This is a genomic window from Pseudomonas sp. ML2-2023-3 (assembly GCF_037055275.1).
Taxonomy (GTDB): domain Bacteria; phylum Pseudomonadota; class Gammaproteobacteria; order Pseudomonadales; family Pseudomonadaceae; genus Aquipseudomonas.
In genome coordinates, this window is the sequence record NZ_CP146343.1 from 1,824,645 (window position 1) to 1,849,986 (window position 25,342).

Genomic DNA, 25,342 nt, shown 5'->3' on the forward strand with positions numbered 1-25,342 from the left:
ATTAAAGCAGGGTCACGCTAATGATTGTTTGCGGCTGAAGAACAGTGTGACGCCATAGCCGATCAGCGCCGCCAGGATGGAGCCGGTCAGGATGCCCATGCGGTCCATGCCCACATACTCGCTACTGCCTGCTACGAACGCCAGTGACCCCACGAACAGGCTCATGGTGAAGCCGATGCCGCACAGGATGGCGACGCCCAGCACCTGGCCCCAGTTTGCCCCAGCGGGCAGGGATGCCATGCCGGTCTTGATGGCGATCCAGGTCAAGCCGAACACGCCCACGGTCTTACCGATCAGCAAGCCCGCCGCAATGCCCATCGGCACGTGACTGACGAAACTGTGCAGGCTGACACCCGCCAGCGATACACCGGCATTGGCGAAGGCAAACAACGGCAGGATCGCGTAAGCCACCCACGGATGCAGTGCATGCTCAATGGTCATCAATGGTGACGGTTCTGAGTTCTTGGTCCGCAGCGGGATACAGAACGCCAGCGTTACACCCGCCAGCGTGGCATGCACACCACTTTTGAGCACGCACACCCAGAGGATCAGGCCGATGATCATATAAGGCGCAACTTTGATCACGCCCATGCGGTTCATCGCAATCAGGGCAATCAGGCATGCCGCTGCCAGCAGCAGCGACAGGCCGGACAGTTCGCTGGAGTAGAACACCGCGATCACGATGATCGCCCCCAGATCGTCGATGATCGCCAGGGTCATCAGGAACAGCTTGAGAGACACCGGTACGCGTTTGCCGAGCAAGGCCAGCACGCCGAGGGCGAAGGCGATGTCAGTGGCCATGGGGATTGCCCAGCCGCCCAGCGCGTCGGGGTAGTCTTTGTTGATGTACCAGTAAATCAGCGCAGGCACGACCATCCCGCCGATGGCCGCGGCCCCCGGCAGCACCACTTGCGAGGGCTTGGACAGCTGGCCTTCGAGCAGTTCGCGCTTGACCTCGAGGCCGATCAGCAGAAAGAACAAGGCCATCAGGCCATCGTTGATCCACAGCAGCGAAGGCTTGGCAATTTGCAGGGCGCCGATTTGTACCGCTACCGGCACGTCCAGAAAGGCCGTGTAGTAATGGGAAAGCGGTGAGTTATTGATGATCAAAGCCAGAGCGGCCGCGGCAATCAACAGCAGACCGCTGGCAGCTTCCAACTGAAAGAAACGAGTGAAAGTACTACGCAGAGGCAAGGTCGCTCTCCATCGATTAAGTAAAAGGTGCGACACCCTAACCTGTGGGGTTAGGGGTTAAAACAAAAACTATATTCTTTTTTGTTATAAGCAGGGGTTTGCTCTCGCATCGCCAAAGAGCCTAGCAGTTGTGTGTCAAATTGAGACAGTTCTGTGCCTGTGGCGACTGTAGGAAATGTCTTAGGATTGGTCGTTGCACACCGCACGCACATGCTGTGCTTTCCCTTTTGCTATCACGAGCCACCCTCCATGAACCAAGACCTCCAGTGGGCACGCGAAGCCATTCGTACGATTGAAGCAGACTTTCAGCGCTGTGCTGACACCCATCTGATTCCTGTGTCGCTGCCGGGTTTTGCGGGTATCGAGTTGTACTTCAAGGACGAGTCAAGCCACCCGACGGGCAGCCTCAAGCACCGTTTGGCGAGGTCATTGTTTTTATATGCGTTGTGTAATGGCTGGCTAAAGGCCGGCTCACCGGTGATCGAAGCGTCCAGCGGTTCGACGGCAGTGTCTGAAGCCTATTTCGCCCGATTGCTGGGTTTGCCCTTTATTGCCGTGATGCCTGCCAGCACCTCGCCTGCCAAGATCGAGCAAATAGCCTTTTATGGTGGCCAAAGCCATTTGGTGGAAGACCCTACCCGGATACATGCCGAGTCCGAGCGGCTGGCCCGGGAAACCGGTGGCCATTTCATGGACCAGTTCACCTATGCAGAGCGGGCTACGGACTGGCGAGCGAACAACAACATCGCCGAGTCGATCTTCCAGCAACTGCGTTATGAGCGCCACCCGGAGCCGAGTTGGCTGATCTCCAGCCCGGGCACGGGCGGTACGACCGCAACTCTGGGGCGCTATGTCCGATATCGCCAGCACAACACCCGCGTGCTGTGTGCCGACGCCGAACGTTCGGTGTTCTTCGACTTTTACCTGAGCGGTGATGCCAGTTTGCGACTGGACTGCGGCTCGCGCATTGAGGGTATCGGCAGGCCCAGGGTCGAGGCCTCATTTTTGCCGAAGGTGATCGACGCGATGGTCAAGGTTCCGGATGCCTTGTCATTGGCGGCCATGCACTACTTGGCGCAGCGCATGGGGCGACGGGTCGGAGGATCGAGCGGGACGAATCTGATTGGCGCATTGATCGCGGCGCAGCAGATGGTTGCCAACGGTGAAAGCGGCTCGATCGTTGCGATTTTGTGTGATGGCGGTGAGCGGTATGCCACGACCTACTACGATGCGCAGTGGCTCAAGGCTCAGGGTTATGAACTGGACGCGTTGATCGGTGCAGTCAAAGCCTGCGTGGAGCAGGGCGCTGCGTTGCCTGAAGGGGTGTTGCGGGCAGGCCTCTGATGCGGGGTTTGTGGGAGGGGGCTTGCTCGCGATGCAGGCGCTGCGGTTTGTCAGGCAAACCGCAGTGATGCAATCGCGAGCAAGCTCGCTCCTGCTGCGTCAAAAACCTACGCTTCGATACCCAGAATGTCGCGAGCGACAGCCTCGGCAATCCGGATGCCGTCGACACCGGCCGACAGAATGCCACCTGCATAGCCTGCGCCTTCGCCTGCCGGGAACAGGCCCTTGACGTTGAGGCTTTGCATCGACGCATCACGGGTCATGCGCAGAGGCGACGAGGTACGGGTTTCGATCCCGGTCAGGATCGCATCATGCATCGAGAAACCCTTGATCTGTTTCTCGAACGCCGGCAAGGCTTCACGGATGGCTTCAATGGCGTAGTCCGGCAAGGCCAGGGCCAGATCACCCAGGGACACACCCGGTTTGTAGGACGGCTCGACGCTGCCCAGGGCCGATGAAGGTTTACCCGCTATAAAGTCACCCACCAGTTGCGCCGGTGCCTCGTAATTGCTGCCACCCAACACGTAGGCGTGGGCTTCCAGGCGTTCTTGCAGTTCGATACCGGCCAATGGCCCACCTGGATAGTCCTCAGGTGTGATGCCGACCACGATGCCCGAGTTGGCGTTGCGTTCGTTACGTGAGTACTGGCTCATACCGTTGGTCACAACACGACCCGGCTCGCTGGTAGCCGCAACCACGGTGCCGCCTGGGCACATGCAGAAGCTGTAAACCGAACGGCCGTTTTTGGCGTGGTGAACCAGTTTGTAGTCGGCGGCGCCCAGTTTCGGGTGGCCCGCGTACTTGCCCAGGCGTGCGCTGTCGATCAACGACTGCGGGTGTTCGATCCGGAAACCTACCGAGAACGGTTTGGCTTCCATGTACACGCCACGACCGTGGAGCATGCGGAACGTGTCACGGGCGCTGTGGCCCAGGGCCAGGATCACGTGGCGCGAGTTCAGCTGTTCGCCGTCGGCCAGTACCACGCCGGTCAACTGGCCGTCGTCGATCAGGACGTCAGTCACACGCTGTTGAAAACGGACTTCACCGCCCAGCGCGATGATCTGCTGGCGCATGTTTTCGACGACACCGGTCAGACGGAACGTACCGATATGCGGCTTGCTGACGTAGAGGATCTCGTCCGGGGCACCGGCTTTGACAAACTCGTGCAGCACTTTACGGCCGTGGTGCTTGGGATCCTTGATCTGGCTGTAAAGCTTGCCGTCCGAGAACGTGCCTGCGCCGCCTTCACCAAACTGTACGTTGGACTCGGGGTTGAGTACGTTTTTACGCCACAGGCCCCAGGTGTCCTTGGTGCGCTGGCGAACTTCGGTGCCGCGCTCAAGAATGATCGGCTTGAAGCCCATTTGTGCCAGCAGCAAGCCGGCGAAAATACCGCACGGACCAAAACCCACCACAATCGGGCGCTGGCTCAAGTCTTGTGGGGCCTGGCCGACGACTTTGTAGCTGACGTCTGGCGCTGGATTGACGTTACGGTCGTCCGCGAACTTGGCCAACAGCGGCGCTTCATCGCGCACACTCAGGTCGATGGTGTAGATAAAGCACAATTCGGACGATTTTTTACGCGCATCGTAGCTGCGCTTGAACAAGGTGAAATCGAGCAGGTCATCACTTTCGATGCCCAGGCGCTGCAGGATGGCAGGGCGCAGGTCTTCTTCGGGATGGTCGATCGGCAGCTTGAGTTCGGTAATTCGTAACATGACAGTGTCCAGTATCGGGGGGCCAGGTAAACCCTGGCAGAACCGCCAATTGTAAGCTGCTTCGGGGCACTATGCGGCAACAGTTGTCGGTTAGTCGTTGCGTGCGCCACCAAAATAGCCACAGCCGCGCTGGACCTGACCGTTGATCCGCAGCTCTGCACCCAGATGCTGCACGCTGCCGTCGACACTGTCAGTGCAACGTTGTGGGGCAACCCACAGTTCTATGCGTTGATTGTTGGCTTCAGTGGACAGCGAAAAACGACCGTCACCGATCTGTTCTTCAACATAAGGCAGTGCCAGGTCCGGCTGACCTTCGCGTTTAAGCACCATGCCCTTGCCGCCGGCCTGTACTTCCCATGCCGGGCCATTGCCGTTGGCGTGTACGGTCAGTTGCTTGAAGTTAAGGTCCTGGCAGGCGTTGCTGTTGCGTTCCAGGCGATAGAGCTGTTGCACCTGGACTTCACCGTCCGCACCGGGGGTTTTGCTGGCGACAAAACTGCCGCGAATATCGGCGAACAACTTGCCCGGTTTATTGGGCATGTAAGAAGCGTCCTGCACCAGGGTGGTGTTGTCGCCGTCGCGCACTTCATAGCGCTGCTGGCCGACGCACGGTTGGAACACCAACTGATCACCGGATGAAACCAACTCACCTTGCAGGCGGGTCAGGCCGGCGGTGGTGTCAGCTGGCTTGCTGTTGAGCAGTTGGCAGCCCGCAAACAGGGGCAGCAGGGCAAACAAAACCAAGGGACGAACAGCACGCATCGTTGGGACTCCTGACTAGAGCCGCCACGTTACTCAGGCTGGCGGTGCATCACAAGAGGTTCACCTTCTGTAGTCGCTGCCGCAGGCTGCGATTGGAACTGTGGGTTCTTCAAGAAAACGGCTTGCTTCGCAACCCTTCGCAGCCTGCGGCAGCGACTACAGAGCTCGGCTCAACCCACGATGTAGGTTTGCCCGGTTTGCAGGCCTTCGACACTTTTGGCGTAGGCCAGAGCCACGTCGGCGCCTGCCACCGGCTTGAAACCGCGGAAGTACGGCGCGTACTTGCCCATCGCCTCTTCCAGTACCGTAGGGCTCACCGAGTTAACCCGCAGCCCCCGTGGCAGCTCGATGGCAGCCGCTTTTACAAAGCCGTCGAGTGCTGCGTTGACCAGTGCCGCCGAACTGCCCGTGCGAATCGGTTCGCGATTGATGACACCGCTGGTGAAGGTGAACGAGGCGCCATCGTTGGCAAACTCGCGACCAATCAGCAGCAGATTGACTTGCCCCATCAACTTGTCCTGCAGGCCCAGGGCGAAGTCACTTTCGCTCATGTCTTCCAGTGCGGCGAACTTGACGTTGCCAGCGGCACAGACCAGCGCGTCGAAGCGTCCGGTCTGTTCGAACAGGTTGCGAATCGATGAACAGTCGCTGATATCGACCTGAAAATCGCCGCTATTGCGGCCAATACGCACGATCTCGTGGCGCGACGACAGCTCGCGATCAATGGCTGAACCAATGGTGCCGTTAGCGCCGATCAACAGGATTTTCATGGGGTGTTCCTTGCAGGAAGAGGTGAGTGCTTAGTCTAGTGGTGGTTTTTTACCGGGATAAGCGCACTAATAGGCAACCTTTGGTTTTCATATGGAAACAATCCATGAGCGAAATGGATGACTTGGCGGCGTTCGCGGTGTTGATCGACGCGGGGAGTTTTACCTTGGCCGCCCAGCAGCTGGGTTGCAGCAAAGGGCAATTGTCCAAACGCATCAGCCTCTTGGAGGCTCAGTTTGCGGTGGTGTTGCTGCACCGCACCACACGGCGTTTGAGCCTGACGGCTGCTGGCGCAGCGTTACTGCCCCAGGCCCGGGCATTGGTCGTGCAAGTGGAGCGGGCGCGTCAGGCATTAGCCCGACTCAAGGACGATATGGTAGGCCCGGTGCGTATGACCGTGCCCGTATCCTTGGGCGAAACATTTTTTGATTCGCTGCTGATGGAATTTTCCCGCGAATACCCCCAGGTGCAGATCGAGCTGGAACTCAACAACAGCTACCGCGACATGGCACGGGAGGGCTTCGATCTGGCGATCCGTTCTCAGGTCGCCAATAACGAGCGACTGGTGGCAAAACTGGTGCTCAACTGGCAGGAGATCACCTGTGCGAGCCCGGCCTACCTTGAGCAATACGGCGAGCCAGTCACCCCGCAGCAACTGGTCGAGCACCGTTGCCTGCTCAACAGTCACTACAGCGGCCGCGAAGAGTGGCAGTACCACCTCCAGCACGAACTGCACCGTGTGCGGGTCTCGGGGCCGTTTGCCAGCAATCACTACAGCTTGCTGAAAAAAGCCGCGGTGATCGGTGCCGGTATCGCCCGCCTGCCTTCATACATGCTCAATGCCGAACTGGCCGATGGACGATTGCGCGCGTTGCTGCGTGACTATCAGACACGCAGTAACCCCATGTACCTGGTTCACCCCTATCAGGGCGGTTTGCCGAAACGCACGCAGGTTTTGGCGGATTACCTTGCAGGCTGGTTCCGGCGCAGCGGTGAGGCCATTGACGCGCGGTAACGAAAACGTCTGGCGATCAGGTGATCAATCGACAACGCACCGGGGCCTCTGGCCATCAGGTACAACAGAATCGCGATCCATGTCCCATGAGTGGGGTAGGCGTCCGGGTACACGAATAACTGAATGGTCAGCGTCATCCCCAGCAGTGCCAGTGCCGAAAAACGGGTGGCAAGCCCCAGCAGGATCAGCAGCGGGAAGACGTGTTCACTGAAAGCTGCTGCGTACGCGGCAATGTCCGGGGGCAGCAGCGGGAGTTTGTATTCCGTACTGAACAAGTACACCGCAGAGTCGGCCAAGTGTGGGGCATTGAGTTCAAAGGTGCCGTTCACCAGGTCGATCGCCAGGCCCTCGACTTTGGTCTGGCCGGACTTCCAGAACACCGCAGCGATAGAAAACCGTGCGACAAAGGCTATCAGCGTGTGGGGGATACGTTGCATCAGTCCGATTAAACGGCGTATCTGGCATGTGGGCGTTGCATGGGTGTTCATGGCGAAACCTCTGCGGTGGGGTGTAGGCCGGTGATGGCGTCATGGGTGATCAGCAGCGCCAGGGCCTGGCCCAGATCAAAATCAGGGGCGGCTTCCAGAGCCTGGCAAGCGGCCAGTTCCAGGGGCCGGCCTTCCTTGAGCCCGTCCACGAACGCTGCACACCCGCAGCCGACCGCGAACACTTCCACCCGTAATCCGTTGCGCAGCACCACGGCGCTTTGTGGCTGATGCGGGTCTAGGCCCTGAATTTGGCCCTGGTGTTGATGTGCGGTCCATAGAGCGGCTATGGCGTAGGGTGAATTCAGGCTTGCGACGCCGGGATGCAGTTGCAGGCACAACTGGCCAAGCCTGCCGGGGTTGTTGAGCGCGCGGATCAATAAGTGCGGGTCCACTGCGCAGGCGTCTGCGGCGTGAAAGGCCTGGACGCACAAACGTTCCAATCGTGCGACATCCGCCAGGTAAGGCACGCTGCTGGCAGGTGCGAAACCCTTGACAAAATCTGCGAACTGGACGCCATAGGTGCTCATTACAGGGCTTTTGGGCGGGAAATCTTGAATAAAAGCCCGCGCCATTGCCTGAAAGAAAACGTCGCCAACCAGCTGCGAAACGACCGGGTAGCTCGTGGCCAGTGCGTTGATCAGGCCACTGTGGACATTGTTGCGATAAACCGCAAAACGACGCTCAATGTCGCCGTTATGGCAGGAAATACCTTGCGGGTAAGGCGTATCAGGATCGAGCAGCGCTGCGCTGAAAGCCTCTTGCATATTCATGGTTGCACCTGTGTGCTGCTCAGGTAGTGCTCGGCAAGTCGTGCTTCCTTGACGAGTTCGGTGAGTGCAGGCAGATGGTTGTCGCGCTCGATCAGGGTGGCCATTGGGCCCGTTCGCTTCAGTGCTTGTCGGTACAGCGTCCACACGGCTTGATCGACGGGTGATCCGTGGTTGTCGATAAGCAGTCGCTCGCCAAGGCTGTCGGACTCTTCGGCAAAACCTGCCAGATGAATCTCTCCAACAGCCCGCAGCGGCAAAGCATCGAGGTAGGCCAGGGGATTACGGGCGTGGTTGATGCAGGACACGTACAGGTTGTTAACGTCCAGTAATAGGCCACAACCACTGCGGGTGATGACTTCGTGGATGAAGTCGGCCTCGTCGAAATGGGCCTCGTCGAACTCAATATAGGTTGCGGGGTTTTCCAGCAGGATCTGGCGCTGCAACAGGTTCTGGACCTGATCAATGTGCGCGCATACCCGCGTCAGCGTGGCGGTGTCATAACGCAAAGGCAGCAGGTCGTTCAAAAAATACGGCCCGTGGGAAGACCATGCCAGATGTTCGGAAAACATCTGGGGCCGGTAGCGGTCGAGCAATGTGCTCAAGCGTTGCAAATGTTCGGGATTGAGCGGGCTTTGGCCCCCGATCGACAGACCGACGCCGTGAATCGACAGGGGATACTGATCGCAAATCAGGCTCAGGTAGTGGTGGAACGGGCCTCCGGCAACCATGTAGTTTTCGGCGTGTACTTCAAAGAAGCCGACGTCAGGCCGGGTGGCGAGTACATCCTGGAAATGTTCGGCCTTGAGCCCCAGCCCCGCACGCGGCGGGAGCAGGGGCGCACGAGGCGCGATGAGCGAAGCAAGCGGGCTGTGCATCATCAGCACTCAGTGTGCGAATCAGGATTTGGCTTTGTAGGCAGCCATTTGGCCAAAGCCGGTAGGCGAGGTGCTGCTGGAGGTTGTTTCGCAGGTGCCTTTTGGTACGAGCTTCCAGGCATTGGCCTGATTGTCTACCTTGGCGGTTCCTGCACAGGTAGTGCCTGCCCCTGCGGCGCAATCGTTATGGCCTTTCATGGCAACCCCGAAGCACTTCTCCATATCGCCAGCAGCCTGAGCGGGCAGGGCGGCGATGCTCAGGGCGGAACCCAGAGCAAGTGTCAGTGCAGCGGCGGACAGGGTGCGGGTAGTTTTGCTGTTCATGGTGATTCTCCAGATCCCGGTAGCGATTGCTGCCGGCTTACTCAACTAGAGAAACGAGGGGGGCAGTTATTACAACGCACCTGAATTATTTTTTGGTTTTAACTGCAACCTCCCCCGTTCCTACGGCAGCTGCTACAGAAAGCCCGGTAGGGGGCAATAAAAAACGGCCCCGAAGGGCCGTTTTTTGTGTCGCAGGCAGCATTAGCCACCCAGATAGGCGTCACGCACTTTTGGATCGTTGAGCAGTTGCTCGCCGGTGCCTTGCATGACCACCCGGCCGTTTTCCAGCACGTAGGCGCGGTCAGCGATTTTGAGCGCCTGGTTGGCGTTTTGCTCCACCAGAAACACCGTTACACCCTCATCACGCAGCTGTTCGATGATGTCGAAAATCTGTTGAATGATGATCGGGGCCAATCCTAGCGATGGTTCATCCAGCAACAGCAGCTTGGGCTTGCTCATCAGCGCACGGCCAATGGCGAGCATTTGCTGCTCACCACCGGACATGGTGCCACCCCGTTGTGTGAAACGTTCTTTCAGGCGCGGGAACAAGTGCAGAACCTTATCCATTTGCTCTTCGTATTCCTGCTTCTCGGTAAAGAATCCGCCCATGGCGAGGTTCTCTTCCACAGTCAAACGAGCAAACACCCGGCGCCCTTCAGGTACAACAGCGATGCTTTTGCGCATGATCTGCGCCGAGCTCAACCCCACCAGTTCCTCGCCCAGATAACGAATGCTACCGCTCTGGGCTTGCGGGGAACCGCACAAGGTCATCATCAGGGTCGATTTGCCAGCACCGTTGGCGCCGATCAGGGTGACGATCTCGCCCTGGCGCACTTCGACGTTGACGCCGTGCAGGGCCTGGATCTTGCCGTAAAAGGTCGAAACGTTTTCAAATTGCAGCATTTTACGCTTCCCCCAAATAGGCTTTGATCACTTCAGGGTTGTCGCGGATCTGTTCCGGCGTCCCGTCAGCCAAAGGCGTGCCCTGGTTGATCACCACGATATGGTCGGAAATGCTCATGACCAGTTTCATGTCGTGCTCAATCAACAGCACGGTAGCGTTGTGCTCATTGCGCAAAACGCTGATCAGCGCTTTGAGGTCTTCGGTTTCCTTGGGGTTCAGCCCTGCCGCCGGTTCGTCGAGCATGAGGATGCGCGGACGCGTCATCATGCAGCGGGCGATTTCCAGGCGTCGTTGCTGGCCGTATGCCAAGGTGCCCGCCGGGCGGTTGGCGAACTCGGTCAGGTTGACCTTGTCCAGCCAGTACGCGGCGTAATCCAGGGCCTCACGTTCGCTTTTACGGAATGAAGGGGTTTTGAACAGGCCCGACAGAAAGTTGGTGTTGAGGTGGCGATGCTGGGCAATCAGCAGGTTCTCAACGGCTGTCATGTCTTTGAACAGGCGCACGTTCTGGAAGGTACGAACCACGCCTTTGCGCGCGATTTCATGACCCGGCAGGCCTTCAATCGACTCACCATCGAGCACGATGCTACCGGCAGACGGCTTGTAGAAACCGGTCAGGCAGTTGAAGACCGTGGTCTTGCCGGCACCGTTAGGGCCGATCATCGACACAACCTGTTTTTCCTTGACGGTCAGGGCCACGCCATTCACCGCCAACAAGCCGCCAAAGCGCATGCTCAGGCCGCTGACTTTCAGTAACTCGCGGCTCATTTTCGCAGCTCCAGGTGAGGACGTTGCATGGGCAGAAGACCTTGCGGGCGCCAGATCATCATCAGCACCATCAGTGCTCCGAACAGCAGCATTCGGTATTCGCTGAATTCACGCATCATCTCTGGCAGCAGGATCATCACCACGGCTGCCAGGATCACGCCCAGTTGCGAGCCCATGCCACCCAGTACCACGATGGCCAGAATGATCGCCGACTCAAGGAAGGTGAACGACTCAGGCGTCACCAGGCCCTGGCGTGCAGCAAAGAAGCTGCCGGCGAAACCTGCGAAGGTAGCGCCCAGGGTGAAGGCGGAAAGCTTGATCACGGTCGGGTTCAGGCCCAGAGCGCGGCAGGCGATTTCGTCTTCACGCAGTGCTTCCCATGCGCGACCGATTGGCATGCGCAGCAGGCGGTTGATCACGAACAGCACCAGCAGTACCAGCACCAACGCGATCAGGTACAAGAAAATGACCTTGTTGATCGAGTTGTAAGCGATGCCAAAGTACTCGTGAAAGGTTTGCATGCCTTCGGCAGCGGTTCTGTCGAAGCTGAGGCCGAACAACGTTGGTTTCGGGATGTTGCTGATACCGTTGGGTCCGCCAGTGAGATCGGTCAGGTTACGCAGGAACAGACGGATGATTTCACCGAAGCCCAGGGTCACGATGGCCAGATAGTCACCGCGTAAGCGCAACACCGGGAAACCGAGCAGGAAGCCAAAGGTAGCGGCCATCAACCCGGCCAGCGGCAGGCAGATCCAGAAGCTCAGGCCGAAGTAATGGGCGAGCAGCGCGTAGGTGTAGGCACCCACGGCATAGAACCCGACATAACCCAGGTCAAGCAGACCGGCCAGCCCGACCACAATGTTCAGGCCCAGGCCGAGCATCACGTAGATCAGGATCAGCGTGGCAATGTCCACGGCACCGCGCGAACCATAGAAAGGCCAGATCAGGGCAATCACGACCAGACCGAGAATGATCCAGCGCTGGGTGCTGGGCAGGGTCAGGAAGTTGGTGGCCTTGACAGGCACTTTTGGCAGGCTGGGAGAGTTCTTCCAGGCCGAGGTCAGTTGCTGGTTGAACAACACGCGCACAAACATCAGCAAGGAGCAGATCGTAATCACGCTCAGGATCAAGGGGCTGGTGTTGTGAACTTCGATGTTGATCCCGACGATAGTCAGTTTCAGGCCGAGTACCGGGTAGGCGACGGCCCAGACCAACAAGGCGCTGAAGAGCGCCGACTTAAGATTCCTAGTCATACTTTTTCAATCTCCGGACGCCCCAGAATGCCGGTCGGACGGAACAGCAGCACCAGCACCAGCAAGCCAAAAGCCACTACGTCTTTGTACTGGTCGCCGAAGATATCGGCACCAAAGGCTTCAGCTACACCGAGTACCAGGCCACCGAGCATCGCGCCAGGAATGCTGCCAATACCGCCCAATACCGCAGCGGTGAAGGCTTTAAGGCCCACCAGGAATCCTGCGTTAGGGTTGATTACGCCGTACTGGACACTGATCAACACCGCTGCAACGGCTGCCAGGGCAGCACCGATCACGAAGGTCAGCGCAATGACGTTGTTGGTATTGATACCCAGCAGGTTGGCCATTTTCATGTCTTCGGCACAGGCGCGGCAGGCGCGGCCCATGCGTGAGCGAGAGATGAACAGGGTCAGGCCAAGCATTGCGAGGAAGGTGACGACGAAAACCACGATTTGCATGTAGGAGACGATAACTTCACTAGCGCCTCCAGGACCAAAGGTGAAGCCGCCGGGGATCAGGTTAGGGATCGATTTGTCTTTTGAGTCCTGTGCCAGTAGTACGGTGTTTTGCAGGAAGATCGACATGCCGATGGCGGAAATCAACGGGATAAGGCGGTTACTGCCGCGCAAGGGACGGTAGGCAACCCGCTCGATGCTGTAGCCGTAGGCGCTGGTGACCACGATGCTGGCGATAAACGCGGCAGTCAGCAGGAGTGGCACGCTGTCCAGACCCATCATGGTCAAGCCTGCGATGGCGATGAACGCAATATAGGAACCAATCATGTACACCTCGCCGTGGGCGAAGTTGATCATTCCAATAATGCCGTAAACCATCGTGTAGCCGATGGCGATCAGGGCATAAGTGCTGCCAACGTTGAGGCCGTTAACCAGCATTTGGAAGAAGTGATAGATGTCAGGCATTACAAAGCTCCTAAAAACCTGAGACGCATTTCACTGGTGGAGTCATTTTCCGGCCCGGGCTGTATGGGTATTCACCCACTTGGAGCACGGGTCTTCTGCCAGCGAACCGCTGGTGACGGTTTTAAAGATTTTCAGGTGGACAGACTTTCGGATCACGAAAGCGCAGCCCCATTTCCACGAACCAAGGACCCGTAAAACAAAACCCACCGCTTGTGCAGTGGGCTTTGTTGTCAGGTCGGGAACCGACCCTTACTGAGGGCTTACTTCAGTTTTAGGCTTGCCGAAGTGCCATTCGTAAACCACGAACTTGAAATCTTCCACGTCGCCTTTGGCGTCAAATTTCAGGTTGCCGGTTGGGGTTTTGTAAGTGCCTTTGTGGATAGCTTCAGCGACTTTGGTTGGGTCTTCGCTTTTGGCTTGCTCGATACCGCCGGCAATCACTTCAACCGCTGCGTAAGCCGGGAACACGAATGGGCCGGTAGGATCTTGTTTCTTGGCAGCAAAGGCATCAACCAGAGCCTTGTTGGCCGGGTCGGCGTCGAATGCTTTTGGCAGGGTAACCAGCAGGCCTTCGGAAGCGCCCTGGGCGATTTGCGAGATGGACTCGTTGCCCACGCCTTCTGGGCCCATGAACTTGGCGTTCAGGCCTTTCTCTTTGGCCTGGCGCAGGATCAGACCCAGCTCAGGGTGGTAGCCACCGTAGTAGACGAAGTCGACGTTGGCTTGCTTGAGCTTGGCAATGACAGAGGAGTAGTCTTTTTCGCCAGCGTTGACGCCTTCAAAGACAGCGACCTTGACGCCTTTGTCTTCCAGGGTCTTTTTAACGGCGGAGGCGATGCCTTCACCGTATTGCTGTTTGTCGTGCAATACCGCGACGATTTTCGGTTTCACGTGATCAGCGATGTAGTTACCGGCTGCAGGGCCCTGGGCGCTGTCCAGACCGATGGTACGGAAGATCATTTTGTAACCGCGGGCGGTGATTTCCGGGCCGGTGGCGGCCGGGGTAATCATGATGATGCCTTCGTCTTCGTAAATATCCGAAGCAGGCTGAGTGGAGCTGGAGCACAGGTGGCCGACTACAAATTTGATGCCGTCATTGACGACTTTGTTGGCCACGGCAACCGCTTGTTTCGGGTCGCAGGCGTCATCGTAGTCAACGGCTTCAAGTTTTTTGCCATCAACACCGCCTTTGGCGTTGATTTGTTCGATGGCCATTTTTGCGCCAGCAAACTGCATGTCGCCGTACTGCGTCAGAGGCCCGGTTTTAGGGCCGGCGATACCGATCTTGATGGTGTCTGCGGCAAATGAATGGCTGGCAAACCCGGCCAAAACCATAGCGGCAAACAGTTTAGTAATCTGCTTCGTAGCCATCTTTATTGGTGCTCCACTCTTCTGTTGTAATTTTTATAGTCCTGGAAGCCAAGGCAGCCGGACCGGGTCTTCTTCTTAGCGAAATGCCCGGTCAATCCCCCCTGCAACTGTACCGGTACAGTGTAGAGCGCCGGTTTAGCGCTTGAATAGCGGGCTGCCGGGGGAATAAACAGGAAATGTCGCTTAAACGTAAGAAAGAGACAGAATAGCGGCGGATTAGGCTGTTGATAGTTATCAGAATGTTGCCAGATCAACGCGGCGGTCCTGTGCCTTCTGCTCTTTCTTCGTTCCTTTGCCTGAAAAACCGGGTTTTTCTACCGGGTGTGCGGCGTTATCATTGCGCCGATTTTTTTTCCCGGTGAAACCCATGAACGAAGAACCTAGCACCCTCTATGCCAAGCTGCTTGGCGAGACCTCAACTATTGAATGGAAAGCCTTGCAGCCCTTCTTCGCCAAAGGTGATTTGCTGTGGGTTGAACCTGAGCTGGACTTGATTGAAGCGGCGCAGGCCGTGACTCAGGATGATGCAGAGAAAGTCGCGGCCTGGATGGCGTCTGGTGTTCTTGGCAAGATGACTGAGGCGCAGGCGCTAGACGTTCTTGAACGTGACCCGCAGCTCTGGGTAGTCGTGGTTTCACCTTGGGTGATGGTCCAGGAAAGGGCGAAAAAATAGCTGTGCGCACCAAGCTGGGGCAATTATTTGCACTGATTTGAAGAGCCCGGAGTGTGTAGCTGAGTAACCCGGCTACAGGTAGTGGCAATTTGCCGTAGAGAAACGCCACAGTTGGTACTGTGGCGTTTTTTTTTTGGCTGCAGGGCAGCTGTGCTGCTACTGGCCGGTGAATACAAATGTGGTGTGGTCCGGTGCGCGCACCGGGCGTTTGTCGAGCTGTTCGAGAGTCTCTTGCAGTGCCTCGAAGGGGACGGGGCGACTGAGCAGATAGCCCTGGATAAAGTCGCAGCCGAACTGTTCAAGAAACTCGAACTGCTGGGTGGTCTCCACACCTTCGGTGACGACTTGCAGGTGCAGGGTGTGGGCCATGAGGATAATGGCCTGGACGATTTCCATGTCCTGGCTGGAGCTCGGTATGTCCTGGATAAACGAACGGTCAATTTTCAAGGTGTTGAGTGGCAGGCGCTTCAGGTAGGCCAGGGATGAATAACCGGTGCCGAAATCATCAATGGACAGTGACACGCCAAGCGCCCGGATCTGTCGCAACAGCTGGGAGGTGCTGCTCAGGTTGCACATCAGGGCGTTTTCCGTGACTTCCAGTTCCAGTCGATGGGCAGCAATGCCTGATGTGCGAAGAGCGCTTTCGATTTCGTCTGCCAGCTCAACCCGCACCAGATTGCGCGCCGAACAATTCACGGCAATCCCCAAATGTGCCCACCCCTGGCGGGAAAGGGCGGCAAGGTCATGACAGGCTTTGCGCAGTACCCAGTGGTCCAGTTCGGCGATCAGCCCGTTGGCCTCGGCGATGTTGATAAAACGGTCCGGACCGAGCAAGCCATGTTCGGGATGCTGCCAGCGCACCAGGGCCTCGAGTTTGGCGACGCGGCCATGCTTGAGGTCAAAGATGGGCTGGTAATGTAGAAGCAGCCCTTTGTCTTCATTGAGCGCGTTACGCAGTTCTTCCTCGATCTGCAGTTCCAGCGAGGCACGGGTTTTAAGATTAGGGCTAAAAAAGTTCAGGTTGTTACGCCCGCACCCCTTGGACTGATAAAGCGCCAGGTCGGCATGCTTGAGCAGTTCGGCACAGTTTGTTCCGTCATCCGGAAACACACTGATGCCAATGCTGGTGGTCATCACCATCTGTCTTCCTGACAGCTCGATGGGCTCTTTGAGTTTGAGCATGATGCGCTGGCCCATGCTTTGCGCTTCTTCGCGATGGCTCAGGTTGATCAAAATACAGAACTCGTCACCGCCAAAGCGTGCAACGACGTCATTGTGGCTGCGGGTGGCATGTTTGATGCGCGCGGCGATGACCTTCAGCAATTCGTCGCCCGCATCGTGGCCCAGGCTGTCATTGATGCGTTTGAAGTGGTCAATGTCGAGGAACATCACGGCCAACTTGCTGGTATTGGCAGTGCACTCAATGAGCTTTTCAGCAAATAGCTGGTTGAAACCACGTCGATTGATCAGGTTGGTCAACGGATCGTAATGGGCCACTTGCTGCAATGACGCACGCGCCTGGTCGAGTTGACTGAGCAATGCGTTGACCCGCCTCAGGTCGCGCTCCTTGAGTTGCAGCTTTTTGTCGACGATCGCGGCACTGATGCAACTGCCAATCAACAACAGGGCAATCAGGGCAGCCACCAGCGCCAGTTGCCAGTTCTTGCTGTCCGTACCTGAATGGCTCACAACCGGGTCGCCCACGGCCGACATGCTGATGAAGTAAGCGCAGAGCAGGGTGCCTGCTGCCGTCATGCACAAGGCAAATTTGGTCAGTTGATGCAGCAAGCCGCTACGTGAACGCCAGATCGTGATGCGAGTGAAAACGTTCACGATCACCAGGGCCGCGAGCAGGGATATCACTAAGGAGCCAATGGCTATTGCGAGGCTGTAGCGAGATTCAAGAGGGGACGACTCCAATGCCAGCAGGCAGATGGTGTACATGGCCCATATGCCGGTCGCCAGGCAACCGACACTGATCCAGCGCCAAAGGGTCTTGGCAGCGGTTTTTTCTGCATGGGCGCAGCGGTCGAGCAGATCCAGCGTGGCCAGGCAGGCAGTACAGGCGACCAGCCAGGCGACGAATACCAGATAGGGGCTATAGCCGCCGATTAACAGCAGTTGCGCGTTTTCTGAAGGCTCAACCACAAGTTGCAACCCTAGCCTTTCCATTGCACGCCTCGGCAATCCTGATGTGCTAGTCGAAAGTTGCTAGCTTGGGATCGAGTATAGAGGCTGGATAGAGCGAGGCAGGTGTGATGGCAAAATGATAGCGATCATTTTGTTATTAGGGCGGGGGTTTATAGTCAGTTACGTCAGATCGGAACTGTCAAAGATGTGGGAGCGGGCTTGCTCGCGATAGGATCAACGCGGTGATTCAGTTTCACCACATTGATCCAATCGCGAGCAAGCCCGCTCCCACAGGTCTTGGGTTTTTAACCCGCTACCAGCACGCGAATGGCTTCAAGGCGCAGGGCTGCTTTTTCGAGCATGGCCAGGCTTTGTTCGCGTTGCTTGCGCAAGGCAACCAGCTCGCTGTCCCGAACGCTAGGGTTGACCGCTTGCAGGGCAGTCAAACGTGCCAGTTCTTCTTCGGTATCGGCTGCCAGGCGGCGTTGCGCTTCGGCCACGCGCTCTGCGTGACGGGGGGCGATCTTGGCTTCACCGGCGTTGATCTTCGGCGTCAGCTGGTCGCGCTGGGCCTGGACGAACTTGTTGGCGCTGGCACGGGGCACGCTTTCCAGTTGCTCGTTGAGCGTGTCGAACGCCACGCGTGACGACAGGTCATTGCCGTTGGCGTCGAGCAGGCAGCGCAGGGCAGCAGGGGGCAGGTAGCGACCCAATTGCAGGGAGCGCGGGGCAACCACTTCGCTGACGTAAATCAGCTCCAGCAGCACGGTGCCAGGCTTGAGGGCCTTGTTCTTGATCAGGGCGACGGCGGTGTTGCCCATCGAGCCTGACAGTACGAGGTCCATGCCGCCTTGCACCATCGGGTGTTCCCAGGTGATGAATTGCATGTCTTCGCGCGACAGTGCCTGGTTGCGATCGTAGGTGATGGTGACACCTTCGTCGTCGCCCAGCGGGAAGCTGGCGTCGAGCATTTTTTCGCTTGGCTTGAGGATCAGCGCGTTCTCGGAATGGTCTTCGCTGTCGATGCCAAAGGCGTTGAACAGGGTTTCCATGTAGATCGGCAGGGTGAACTGGTCGTCTTGTTCAAGAATCGCTTCAACCAGGGCTTCGCCTTCACCCGAGCCGCCGGAGTTAAGCTCCAGCAAGCGGTCACGGCCAGTGTGCAGCTCCTGTTCGAGACGCTCGCGTTCAAGGCGTGCTTCGTCGATCAGCGCTTGCCACTCGTGATCGTCCGCAGCTTCAAGCAACGGCAGCAGGCGTGGGCCGAACTGGTGTTGCAGGGCGTTGCCGGTCGGGCAGGTATTGAGGAAGGCATTCAGCGCTTCGTGGTACCACTGGAACAGGCGCTGTTGCGGGCTGGTTTCAAGGTACGGCACGTGCAGTTCGATAATGTGCTTCTGACCGATACGGTCCAGACGGCCGATACGCTGCTCCAGCAAGTCCGGGTGGGACGGCAGGTCGAACAGCACCAGATGGTGGGCGAACTGGAAGTTGCGACCTTCACTGCCGATTTCGGAACAGATCAGTACTTGAGCGCCGAACTCTTCATCTGCGAAGTAGGCTGCAGCGCGGTCGCGCTCAAGAATGTTCATGCCTTCGTGGAAGACCGTTGCAGGAATGCCGGAACGAACGCGCAGGGCGTCTTCCAGATCCATTGCGGTTTCGGCGTGGGCGCAAATGACCAGCACTTTGGTGCGCTTGAGCATTTTCAGGGTGTCGGTCAGCCACTCAACCCGAGGATCAAAGCGCCACCAGCGCTCTTCATCGCTGGCGTCAGGCTGGGACTGGAAGCTGACTTCCGGGTACAGCTCGGCGTGTTCGCCCAGCGGCAGCTCCAGGTATTCGGCCGGGCACGGCAGCGGGTAAGCGTGCAGTTTGCGCTCCGGGAAACCCTGGATCGCAGCGCGGGTGTTACGGAACAGGACGCGGCCGGTGCCGTGGCGGTCAAGCAGCTCGCGCACCAGGCGGGCGCTGGCCTCTGCATCGCCATCATTGACGGCGGCCAGCAGGGTATCGCCTTCGGCACCAAGGAAGCCGTGGATGGTCTGGTGGGCTTCAGGTGACAGGCGGCCCTTATCCAGCAGCTCTTGTACGGCTTGAGCAACCGGGCGATAGTTTTCGCTCTCGGCGCGGAAAGCGGCCAGGTCGTGGAAACGGTTAGGGTCCAGCAGGCGCAAGCGCGCAAAGTGGCTGTCCTGACCCAGTTGCTCTGGCGTTGCGGTAAGCAGCAGTACGCCCGGGATTACGCCGGCGAGCTGTTCAACCAGGCCGTACTCGGGGCTGACGTTGTCTTCATGCCACACCAAATGGTGCGCTTCGTCGACCACCAGCAGATCCCAGTCGGCATCAAACAGCGCAGCCTGGGCCTTCGGATCGTCAACCAGCCATTCCAGGGCAATCAGCGCCAGTTGGCAGTCTTCAAACGGGTTGCTGGCATCGCTTTCGATAAAGCGTTCTTCATCGAACAGCGCCACTTCAAGGTTGAAGCGGCGACGCATTTCAACCAGCCATTGGTGCTGCAGGTTTTCCGGGACTACGATCAAGACGCGGTTGGCGCGGCCGCTGAGCAGTTGGCGGTGAATCACCAGACCGGCTTCAATGGTTTTGCCCAGGCCCACTTCGTCAGCCAGCAAAACCCGTGGAGCGATGCGGTCAGCCACTTCGCGGGCAATGTGCAGTTGGTGTGCAATGGGTTGCGCACGCACGCCACCCAGGCCCCACAGCGGCGATTGCAGCTGACGGCTGGTGTGCTCAAGGGTGTGGTAGCGCAGCGAGAACCAGGACAGCGGGTCGATCTGACCGGCGAACAAACGGTCGCTGGCCAGGCGGAACTGGATAAAGTTCGACAGTTGGGTTTCTGGCAGGGTGACGGCTTCGTTTTGCTCATTGAGGCCGTGGTAGACCATCAGGCCGTCAACGTCCTCGACTTCGCGCACGGTCATCTTCCAGCCTTCGAAGTGGATGATGGTGTCACCTGGCGAGAACCGAACACGCGTCAGCGGTGCGTTGCGCAGCGAATATTGGCGGGTTTCGCCAGTGGCCGGATAGAGCACGGTCAACAAGCGACCGTCCTGTGCCAGAACGGTGCCTAAACCTAGCTCTGCTTCGCTGTCACTAATCCAGCGTTGCCCCGGTTGATACTGCTGCGCCATGCTGCCTGACTCCCGCTTTGAAAAAGCCGAGTATATTAACGGATCAGTGGCCCCAGTCCAAAGGACTCTCATAAAAAGCTGCCCGGCACAAAAGAAGCCCCGGCAGTTATCGACGAACGGCTCACCTCGACGGGTTGTCGCCGACAGCCTGAAGACAGGAGAACAATCACCATGTTGCCGTCCATCTTGCCCCTTGGCGTTGTACCCGTGACCTCCGGACAGGACCCTGTACGTCCTCGCCCCGAGATTCCCCCCGTTGCACCTGCGCAAGCCAGTTCCAGTGAATGTGCAATTGACCTGAAGAACAGCGATGCCGATCAGACCACGCTGCTGTTGCGCGAGGAGCAACAACGTCAGCATGACAAGCGTCGTCGTGAAGCGCGGGAACAGGAAGGCGCGGCGCAAGAAAACGCTGATGACAGTGCGCCGGTAGCGCCCGTGATTGATGGCATGCAGCGTCAGGGGTTGTGGGTCGATATTAAGGTGTAGGAGGTTTTTTCTGGTCAGCGCTGAGCTTGCATCGCATTATTGGCGTACTGAAACACACTGACAGTGGTCTGATTTTTTATGAGCCAAGACACCAAACTGGTCGATCTGGGCGCCGAGCGCGCCAAGCGGGTCCACGACCTCAATGAAAAGCGCTTGAACGAAGTGCGCAATGCGTTCGAACAGGCAATGCCGTTGGCAAAAGCTGCGAAAAAGCCGAAGAAAAAACCGAAAAAGCGCTGAACTGCCCGTTTTCGATGATCTGAGTCAACCAAGCCCCTCAATTGACAGCTGGCCGTGGATCACTATTGATCCCGGTCAAGTTGTGCGCCTGCGCGAGTGGTTAATCTAGCTTCAACAGACAAACAATCAGACTTGCGCAGGAGGCCGTCATGTTTCTCGATAATGTGGTTATCGCCGGAGTTCTTACCGTCGGCCTCATGGTTTTGTTTTTCGCAGGTCTGGGCATTTTTATCTGGAAAGACTCCCAGAAGCGCAAATAGCGCCGAGTCTTAACAGAGCATGAGCACGCAAGGCATTTTAGGCGACTTCGGTCGCCTATTTTTTTGCCTGTAAAAAGACCTTCTCCTGGAGGATGACTGTGGGAGCAGGCATAAAAAAAGGTACGGCCCGCAAGGGACGTACCTTTTTTGTTCGGCGCAGAATCAGGCGAGTGCTTTGGAAGCCAGCCAGAACAGCGTCGCAGACAGAGCGATGGTGGCCGGTAAGGTCAACACCCACGCCATCAGGATGGTCTTGATCGTGCCGCCTTGCAGGCCGCTTTTGTTGGCGACCATCGTGCCCGCCACACCCGACGACAGAATGTGTGTCGTCGATACAGGCAGGGCGAAGATGTTGGCCATACCGATGGCAAAGGCAGTGGTGATCTGAGCCGCCATGCCCTGGGCATAGGTCATGCCTTGCTTGCCGATCTTCTCGCCGATGGTTTTAACCACGCGTTTCCAGCCAACCATTGTGCCCAGGCCCAAGGCCAGTGCGACAGCCAGAATTACCCAGAACGGGGCGTATTCCGTGGTGGCGGTCAGGTCTTTACGCAGTTTTTCGAGGTCCGCTTTTTCGCGGGAATCAAGCGCTGGCAATTTGCTGACTTTTTTCGCGGTGTCATCCAGGCAAAGCAGGTAGCGGCGGATCTCGATACGTTTTTCAGCTGGAATCGAGTGGTAGTCCGCCACGCCTTTAAGCGAGGTCAACAGAGCAGCGATGGTCGGTTCGGTCTGCTGCGGGTTGCAGCTGAACTGATCCGGGAGGTCGCCTTTGACGCTTTTGCCCAGCGCCAGGAACTCGGCCAGCGAAGCGTTGTTACGCTCGTAGAACTGGCTCAGGTGCAAGGTGGCGTCGCGAGTACGCTCGATCTGGTAGGTGGTGCTGTTCAAGTCCAGAACGAAAGCGCTTGGCACGATGCCGATCAGAACCAGCATGATCAGGCCGATGCCTTTCTGGCCATCGTTGGAGCCGTGAACGAAGCTTACGGCCATGGCCGAGATCACCAGGACCAGGCGGTTCCAGAAGGGCGGGTGCTTTTTGTCGTCCAGCTTGCGGCGTTGTTCCGGGGTCTTGTGCATCTTGGATGCAGGACGCCACCACTTCAGGGCAATCAACACCAGGCCTGCAACCAGGAAACCGGCCATTGGCGAGAACACCAGCGAGGCGCCAATGTCGATCGCCTTCTGCCAGTTAACCCCTTCACTTACCGGAATGCCGCTGATCAGGGCATTGGCCAGGCCTACGCCCAGGATCGAACCGATCAGGGTGTGAGAGCTTGACGCCGGAATCCCGAAATACCAGGTCCCGAGGTTCCAGGTGATGGCCGCTGCAAGCAATGAGAACACCATGGCCAGGCCATGTCCGGTGTTTACATTGACCAGCAGCTCTACCGGCAGCAGGTGGACGATGGCATATGCCACGCCGACCCCGCCCAGCAGAACGCCGAGGAAGTTGAATACACCGGAAAAGAACACCGCCAGGTGAGGCGGCATGGCTTTGGTGTAGATGACTGTCGCAACCGCGTTCGCGGTGTCATGAAAGCCGTTGATGAACTCAAACGCGAGAACAAAGGCTAGGGCGAAGAAGAGGCTGATAAGAACCCAGGCGTCCAATCCGCTTAATAGATCGATCATGAAGGTTTTCTGACACGGTCATAAAGGGGGGCGGATTATGCCAGAAAACCCCGCTAATCAATGCACTAGCTGCCCGTTGGTAACATCTATAAATGAAAAAGCTCGTAAAGGTCTTCCGCAAATGAGCGTAGGAAACTTCCCTCAAACCACTGATACCAAAGGCTATAGGGGGGTTCGAGGGGCACGCTCATGCGCTTGCGCAGGTCTGATTCGGCTACATGAAATTTATCAAATCAGACGTGGTTGCAGGATCGGTTTGGGCTCTGGCATAGCCAACAGCCACATCCGCTCATGCAAATGGCGGGTGCGCAAGGGGCAGTCTGGGGTTGCCTGTGCTGATTTTCAGGCGCAGGTCATGGCTCTTCTGCTTTGAGTTCTTTTTCAATTTTCTGGATTTCTTGGGAGAAAGCCTGGTCGAGCAGACTGGCACGTTTGCGCCAAGGTTTACGCCCGGGCTCTGACTGAGCGGCGTAGGTCGTCACTTCACCACCATAAACATCCTTGAAACGTTGTTCCTGACGCTCAAGTTCTGCGCGCAGTTCGTCTTTCGTCACTGTGTTACCTAATTGAGTTGAGATTAAACCTGGTGAATCACCGTGCCGGGAGGCTGATTCATATGACGAATGATAGACCATAAGGCAAGTGCCTATTAATAACGTCACGCTTAAATACACCACGCCATGCACTCGGCCACGTCATCAACTAAAACATGAACGCCGCCGTTGGTAAGTGTTCACCCCAAAGAGAAACAACACACGATGCACTTTACGGTTGAGCCGCGAGTACCTATTGAACTCAACGAGTTGGTTGGATCCAATCTTTCGCACAGGCTTGACCTTGTGCACTCAATCACTTCCTGCCCTCAAGGGCTGAGGAGTACCACTACTATCGCTGAATAACTTTACGCCCGTCAACTTCCAAGTGAGTGAGGTGTTATGAATTATCGAATACCTGCGTCGAGACACTCTATTAATACGGTGCCCGAGTAGTTGGCCCATCAAGTTATTTAACCCGGTGGCTGAACTTAACCTGAATACATATAAAACAGACGTTTTCTATCATTGATCCGACTGTTTAGCAGGGCGCTTGATTTCAATTAAAGGCGGGTGCAAGGATTACGGGCTAACTATGGGCTGTCGTCGGAACGGTCTTGAGGGTTGAGATTGCGATTATCGGCCAACGGTTCGATAATCGCCCGGCGTATCATAACTATAAATAGCTGAAGCTGGGGGTTGGGAATGAATGATCAACTGCGCAATGGTGTAGCCAGTATCGCGCCACCGATTGTGGCGTCACCGGCCAAGCGTATTCAGGCGTTTACTGGCGATCCTGACTTCATGTCGTCACTGGCCCGGGGCCTGGCGGTCGTGCAGGCGTTTCAGGAACGCAAGCGGCATCTGACCATTGCGCAGATCAGCCATCGCACTGAAATCCCGCGGGCCGCAGTGCGCCGCTGCCTGTACACCCTGATCAAGCTCGGTTATGCGACCACCGATGGCCGAACCTATTCCTTGTTGCCCAAAGTGCTGACCCTGGGTCATGCCTATCTGTCGTCGACGCCGCTGGCGGTAACGGCCCAACCGTATCTGGACCGCATGAGTGAGCAATTGCACGAGGCGTGCAACATGGCGACCCTCGAAGGCGATGACATCCTCTACATCGCCCGCTCGGCAACGACCCAGCGTCTGATCTCGGTAGATCTGTCGGTAGGTGGCCGTCTGCCTGCCTATTGCACCTCGATGGGACGCATCCTGCTGGCCGCGCTGGATGATGTGACGCTGCACGAATACCTGGCCCACGGTGAGTTCCAGGCTAAAACCAGCCGTACCCTGCACACACCCGAGGCCTTGCTTGAATGTTTGCAGCAAGTGCGGGAGCAAGGCTGGTGTGTGGTCGATCAAGAACTGGAGCAAGGCCTGCGCTCGATTGCCGTGCCGGTGTATGACGCTTCAGGGCAGGTTCTGGCAGCCTTGAACGTCAGCACCCACGCGGGTCGCGTTACCCGCACCGAGCTTGAACAGCGTTTTTTGCCGATCATGCTCAGCGCCAGCCGCGAGCTGAGTACCCAGCTGTTCAGTTGATGAAGCAGCTACTAAGCGTTCGATAAACGCACACTTAAGCGTTTATCGAATTGCGTGCTGGCAGTGCGCTGCTTAATGTCGCCTCAGCGCCCTGTTCGAAGTCCGCTGCGCGTTCTTCAGCACCTGGCCAAAATAATAATGAAGAGGCTACACGCCATGAGCACCCCCATCTGTCCGTCATTGACGCAGTCACTGCGCAGTCGCCCGA

The 25,342-nt window shown here is 57.4% G+C and carries 25 protein-coding genes; 7 read left to right on the forward strand and 18 right to left on the reverse strand.

The window, feature by feature from the left end; translation table 11 throughout:
* Nucleotides 1-12 precede the first annotated feature (12 nt).
* A complete protein-coding gene (nhaA, locus tag V6P94_RS08480) occupies nt 13-1,194 on the reverse strand; it encodes a Na+/H+ antiporter NhaA (protein ID WP_133075859.1) in 1,182 nt (393 codons plus the stop codon).
* Nucleotides 1,195-1,443: 249 nt separating this feature from the next.
* On the opposite strand from nhaA, the gene V6P94_RS08485 reads away from it, so the two are divergent.
* Nucleotides 1,444-2,538, forward strand: a complete 1,095-nt coding sequence (locus V6P94_RS08485) for a PLP-dependent cysteine synthase family protein (protein ID WP_326398383.1) — start codon at nt 1,444-1,446, stop codon at nt 2,536-2,538.
* 107 nt (nt 2,539-2,645) lie between these two features.
* Here V6P94_RS08485 and V6P94_RS08490 read toward each other — a convergent pair whose 3' ends face one another.
* The 3 genes from V6P94_RS08490 to V6P94_RS08500 form a co-directional block, all read right to left on the reverse strand.
* A complete protein-coding gene (locus V6P94_RS08490; protein WP_133075857.1) occupies nt 2,646-4,256 on the reverse strand; it encodes an NAD(P)/FAD-dependent oxidoreductase in 1,611 nt (536 codons plus the stop codon).
* Between the two features lie 90 nt (nt 4,257-4,346).
* Nucleotides 4,347-5,018, reverse strand: a complete 672-nt coding sequence (locus tag V6P94_RS08495) for a COG3650 family protein (RefSeq protein WP_219260790.1) — start codon at nt 5,016-5,018, stop codon at nt 4,347-4,349.
* A gap of 170 nt (nt 5,019-5,188) precedes the next feature.
* Nucleotides 5,189-5,788, reverse strand: coding sequence for a short chain dehydrogenase (locus V6P94_RS08500; RefSeq protein WP_326398382.1), 600 nt, complete (start codon nt 5,786-5,788; stop codon nt 5,189-5,191).
* Nucleotides 5,789-5,892: 104 nt separating this feature from the next.
* On the opposite strand from V6P94_RS08500, the gene V6P94_RS08505 reads away from it, so the two are divergent.
* Nucleotides 5,893-6,801, forward strand: coding sequence for a LysR family transcriptional regulator (locus V6P94_RS08505; RefSeq protein WP_326398380.1), 909 nt, complete (start codon nt 5,893-5,895; stop codon nt 6,799-6,801).
* Here V6P94_RS08505 and V6P94_RS08510 read toward each other — a convergent pair.
* The 10 genes from V6P94_RS08510 to V6P94_RS08555 all read right to left on the reverse strand — a co-directional run bounded on the left by V6P94_RS08510 (nt 6,750) and on the right by V6P94_RS08555 (nt 14,843).
* Nucleotides 6,750-7,289 carry a DoxX family protein gene (locus tag V6P94_RS08510; protein WP_219260788.1) on the reverse strand — a complete coding sequence of 180 codons (540 nt, stop codon included), beginning with the start codon at nt 7,287-7,289 and terminating at the stop codon, nt 6,750-6,752. The two genes, V6P94_RS08505 and V6P94_RS08510, sit on opposite strands and share 52 nt — an antisense overlap.
* Nucleotides 7,286-8,059 carry a DNA-binding domain-containing protein gene (locus V6P94_RS08515; protein ID WP_326398379.1) on the reverse strand — a complete coding sequence of 258 codons (774 nt, stop codon included), beginning with the start codon at nt 8,057-8,059 and terminating at the stop codon, nt 7,286-7,288. The genes V6P94_RS08510 and V6P94_RS08515 overlap by 4 nt, the downstream gene beginning before the upstream one ends.
* A complete protein-coding gene (locus tag V6P94_RS08520; RefSeq protein WP_219260785.1) occupies nt 8,056-8,934 on the reverse strand; it encodes a DUF692 domain-containing protein in 879 nt (292 codons plus the stop codon). The genes V6P94_RS08515 and V6P94_RS08520 overlap by 4 nt, the downstream gene beginning before the upstream one ends.
* A gap of 21 nt (nt 8,935-8,955) precedes the next feature.
* Nucleotides 8,956-9,258 (reverse strand): DUF2282 domain-containing protein, encoded by a 303-nt coding sequence (locus V6P94_RS08525; RefSeq protein WP_133075850.1) that lies wholly within the window; start codon nt 9,256-9,258, stop codon nt 8,956-8,958.
* Between the two features lie 201 nt (nt 9,259-9,459).
* Entirely contained in the window at nt 9,460-10,161 is a 702-nt protein-coding gene (locus tag V6P94_RS08530) for an ABC transporter ATP-binding protein (protein ID WP_133075849.1), read from the reverse strand.
* A 1-nt stretch (nt 10,162) separates the two neighbouring features.
* The gene (livG, locus tag V6P94_RS08535; protein ID WP_133075848.1) at nt 10,163-10,930 is read right to left on the reverse strand and encodes a high-affinity branched-chain amino acid ABC transporter ATP-binding protein LivG; all 768 of its coding nucleotides are present in this window, start codon (nt 10,928-10,930) and stop codon (nt 10,163-10,165) included.
* Nucleotides 10,927-12,183, reverse strand: coding sequence for a high-affinity branched-chain amino acid ABC transporter permease LivM (locus tag V6P94_RS08540; RefSeq protein WP_326398378.1), 1,257 nt, complete (start codon nt 12,181-12,183; stop codon nt 10,927-10,929). Before V6P94_RS08540 ends, livG begins: the two co-directional genes overlap by 4 nt.
* Nucleotides 12,180-13,103: a high-affinity branched-chain amino acid ABC transporter permease LivH gene (livH, locus tag V6P94_RS08545; RefSeq protein ID WP_016779736.1), complete on the reverse strand. Its 924-nt coding sequence runs from the start codon at nt 13,101-13,103 to the stop codon at nt 12,180-12,182. Before livH ends, V6P94_RS08540 begins: the two co-directional genes overlap by 4 nt.
* Nucleotides 13,104-13,352: 249 nt before the next feature.
* Nucleotides 13,353-14,480, reverse strand: coding sequence for a branched-chain amino acid ABC transporter substrate-binding protein (locus V6P94_RS08550; protein WP_133075846.1), 1,128 nt, complete (start codon nt 14,478-14,480; stop codon nt 13,353-13,355).
* Nucleotides 14,481-14,708: 228 nt separating this feature from the next.
* Nucleotides 14,709-14,843: a hypothetical protein gene (locus V6P94_RS08555; RefSeq protein ID WP_257622696.1), complete on the reverse strand. Its 135-nt coding sequence runs from the start codon at nt 14,841-14,843 to the stop codon at nt 14,709-14,711.
* On the opposite strand from V6P94_RS08555, the gene V6P94_RS08560 reads away from it, so the two are divergent.
* A complete protein-coding gene (locus V6P94_RS08560; RefSeq protein WP_326398377.1) occupies nt 14,842-15,147 on the forward strand; it encodes a DUF2288 family protein in 306 nt (101 codons plus the stop codon). The two genes, V6P94_RS08555 and V6P94_RS08560, sit on opposite strands and share 2 nt — an antisense overlap.
* 156 nt (nt 15,148-15,303) lie before the next feature.
* On the opposite strand, the gene V6P94_RS08565 is transcribed toward V6P94_RS08560, so the two are convergent.
* Both V6P94_RS08565 and rapA read right to left on the reverse strand, forming a co-directional pair.
* On the reverse strand, nt 15,304-17,319 hold the full coding sequence (locus tag V6P94_RS08565; RefSeq protein WP_326398376.1) for an EAL domain-containing protein: 2,016 nt from the start codon (nt 17,317-17,319) through the stop codon (nt 15,304-15,306).
* 263 nt (nt 17,320-17,582) lie between these two features.
* Nucleotides 17,583-20,429: an RNA polymerase-associated protein RapA gene (gene rapA / locus V6P94_RS08570; protein ID WP_133075843.1), complete on the reverse strand. Its 2,847-nt coding sequence runs from the start codon at nt 20,427-20,429 to the stop codon at nt 17,583-17,585.
* Between the two features lie 171 nt (nt 20,430-20,600).
* On the opposite strand from rapA, the gene V6P94_RS08575 reads away from it, so the two are divergent.
* From V6P94_RS08575 to ccoM, 3 genes are all read left to right on the forward strand, one after another.
* Nucleotides 20,601-20,918, forward strand: a complete 318-nt coding sequence (locus V6P94_RS08575; protein ID WP_326398375.1) for an aspartate-semialdehyde dehydrogenase — start codon at nt 20,601-20,603, stop codon at nt 20,916-20,918.
* A 78-nt stretch (nt 20,919-20,996) separates the two neighbouring features.
* Nucleotides 20,997-21,158 (forward strand): hypothetical protein, encoded by a 162-nt coding sequence (locus V6P94_RS08580; protein WP_219260784.1) that lies wholly within the window; start codon nt 20,997-20,999, stop codon nt 21,156-21,158.
* A 149-nt stretch (nt 21,159-21,307) separates the two neighbouring features.
* Entirely contained in the window at nt 21,308-21,418 is a 111-nt protein-coding gene (gene ccoM / locus V6P94_RS08585; RefSeq protein ID WP_016779744.1) for a cytochrome c oxidase subunit CcoM, read from the forward strand.
* A 162-nt stretch (nt 21,419-21,580) separates the two neighbouring features.
* Here the strand turns inward: ccoM and V6P94_RS08590 are convergent, their stop codons facing one another.
* Together V6P94_RS08590 and V6P94_RS08595 are read right to left on the reverse strand one after the other, a co-directional pair.
* The gene (locus V6P94_RS08590) at nt 21,581-23,053 is read right to left on the reverse strand and encodes an inorganic phosphate transporter (RefSeq protein ID WP_133075841.1); all 1,473 of its coding nucleotides are present in this window, start codon (nt 23,051-23,053) and stop codon (nt 21,581-21,583) included.
* A gap of 353 nt (nt 23,054-23,406) precedes the next feature.
* Nucleotides 23,407-23,607, reverse strand: a complete 201-nt coding sequence (locus V6P94_RS08595) for a hypothetical protein (protein WP_133075840.1) — start codon at nt 23,605-23,607, stop codon at nt 23,407-23,409.
* Nucleotides 23,608-24,291: 684 nt separating this feature from the next.
* Here V6P94_RS08595 and pcaR point away from each other — a divergent pair.
* Nucleotides 24,292-25,134 carry a pca regulon transcriptional regulator PcaR gene (gene pcaR, locus V6P94_RS08600; RefSeq protein WP_019827874.1) on the forward strand — a complete coding sequence of 281 codons (843 nt, stop codon included), beginning with the start codon at nt 24,292-24,294 and terminating at the stop codon, nt 25,132-25,134.
* Nucleotides 25,135-25,342 lie beyond the last annotated feature (208 nt).